The organism is Pseudarthrobacter sp. rb (genome assembly GCF_056389225.1).
The window spans coordinates 1-1,872 of the sequence record NZ_JBWJAR010000049.1 but is presented as its reverse complement, the minus strand read 5'-3'; the positions used below and the strand labels follow the sequence as shown (position 1 = coordinate 1,872).

General features: G+C 63.5%; 1 protein-coding gene and 1 pseudogene. Both read right to left on the bottom strand.

Going from position 1 to position 1,872, the window contains the following annotated elements:
* A pseudogene (locus ACWRN3_RS22800) lies at positions 1 to 760 on the bottom strand (IS91-like element ISCR8/ISPps1 family transposase); the annotation flags it as partial.
* A gap of 108 nt (positions 761 to 868) precedes the next feature.
* A partial coding sequence (locus ACWRN3_RS22795) for a dihydrolipoyl dehydrogenase family protein (protein ID WP_476742021.1) occupies positions 869 to 1,872 on the bottom strand: 1,004 nt, incomplete at its 5' end.

Genomic DNA, 1,872 nt, shown 5'->3' with positions numbered 1-1,872 from the left:
GGCCCCGAGCAACGAAGGCGCGCAGGATGCGTTTTTGCAGTGTGGTCTGCACTGGGGCCACGGTAGCCGCATCGATGCCGGTGGCCGCGTGAAAGATGACACCCGGCGATGAGATTCGAGGGGTCGCATCAGCATCGCCCTCGCCCTCCACTTCCTCAAACACCCCGTCCACCACACAAACGTGGAAGTGGACGTGTTCATTGAGGCTGGAGCCGAATCGGTGAATGAAGGCGATGGCACCGATGTGCAGGCCTGCCTTGTCCATATGGGCCGCACCGGGGCTGTGGGTCTGCAGAGTTTGTGCGATCACCCGCAGAAAGATGCGCAGCACCATGCTCAGCACCGCTCCGTCGCGTTGCATGAAGTACCGCAACCTCTTGGGCACGGAGAGCACCCACTGGCGCACCGGCAGGCGGGGGAAAACGTGGTCGCTCAGGTGTGCCGCCGTCTCCACCATCCGCCGCGTGGTGCACGAGGGGCAGACTCCCCGGCCTTTGCAGGAGAAGGCTACAAAGTAGTCGTGCCCACAGTCGCCGCAGCGAGCGCGGGCAAAGCCATGGGCAAAGATGCCGCACTCAAGATACTTGGCAAACGCTTTGCGCACGAAGGGCTTGGGGGTGTGGTGGTCGCCCTGGCCGTCGAACTGACCCGCGCTGGCCAACTCTAGCCAGGTCTCGTAGTGCTCGGCTACCATTTGGTAGAGCAGCGTGCGTTCGGGGTGGCGTGGGTTGTAGAGCTTGGGCTTGGAAGTGGCTGACATGAATACTGTACAAATGCACAGTATTCTGCGGCGATTGTTTGGGTACGCAAAGCACAAGGCCCGAACCGTCGCCAGTTCGGGCCTTGTCAGGGTAGCTTGGCTGCGGACTTACTTGCGCGCAGGCGGCACATCCGTGCAGCTGCCATGCGCCACTTCCGCCGCCATGCCGATGCTCTCGCCCAGCGTCGGATGCGGGTGGATGGTCTTGCCGATGTCCACTGCGTCCGCACCCATCTCGATAGCCAGCGCGATCTCTCCGATCATGTCGCCCGCGTGGGTGCCGACCATGCCACCGCCCAGGATCTTGCCGTGGCCCCGGCCAGCATGGCCGTCTCCTGATCCTGCTTCGGGGCTGTCGTCGAACAGCAGCTTGGTGAAGCCTTCGTCGCGGCCGTTGGCAATGGCGCGGCCCGAGGCCGTCCAGGGGAACAGGCCCTTCTTGACCTTGATGCCTTGGGCCTTGGCCTGGTCTTCCGTCAGGCCCACCCAAGCCACTTCAGGGTCGGTGTAGGCCACGCTTGGGATCACGCGGGCGTTGAAGGCGGCGCTTGCCAGCTCTTTGTTGCCTTGCAGTTCACCGGCAATCACTTCTGCCGCCACGTGTGCCTCATGCACCGCCTTGTGCGCCAGCATGGGCTGCCCGACGATGTCGCCGATGGCAAAGATGTGCGGCACGTTGGTGCGCATCTGGATATCGACGTTGATGAAACCGCGGTCCGTCACAGACACGCCGGCCTTTTCAGCGGCAATCTTCTTGCCGTTGGGCGTGCGGCCCACGGCCTGCAGCACCAGGTCGTACACCTGTGGCTCGGGGGCGGTGCCGCCCTCTTCCGCTGGCGCGAATGTGACCTTGATGCCTTCAGGTGTGGCCTCGGCACCCACGGTTTTCGTCTTCAACATGATGTTGTCGAAGCGCTTGGCGTTCATCTTCTGCCAGATCTTGACCAGGTCGCGGTCGGCGCCCTGCATCAGGCCGTCCATCATTTCCACCACATCCAGGCGTGCGCCCAGGGTGCTGTACACCGTGCCCATTTCCAGGCCGATGATGCCGCCACCCAGGATGAGCATGCGTTTGGGCACGCCGCTGAGCGCCAGCGCGCCGGTGGAATCGA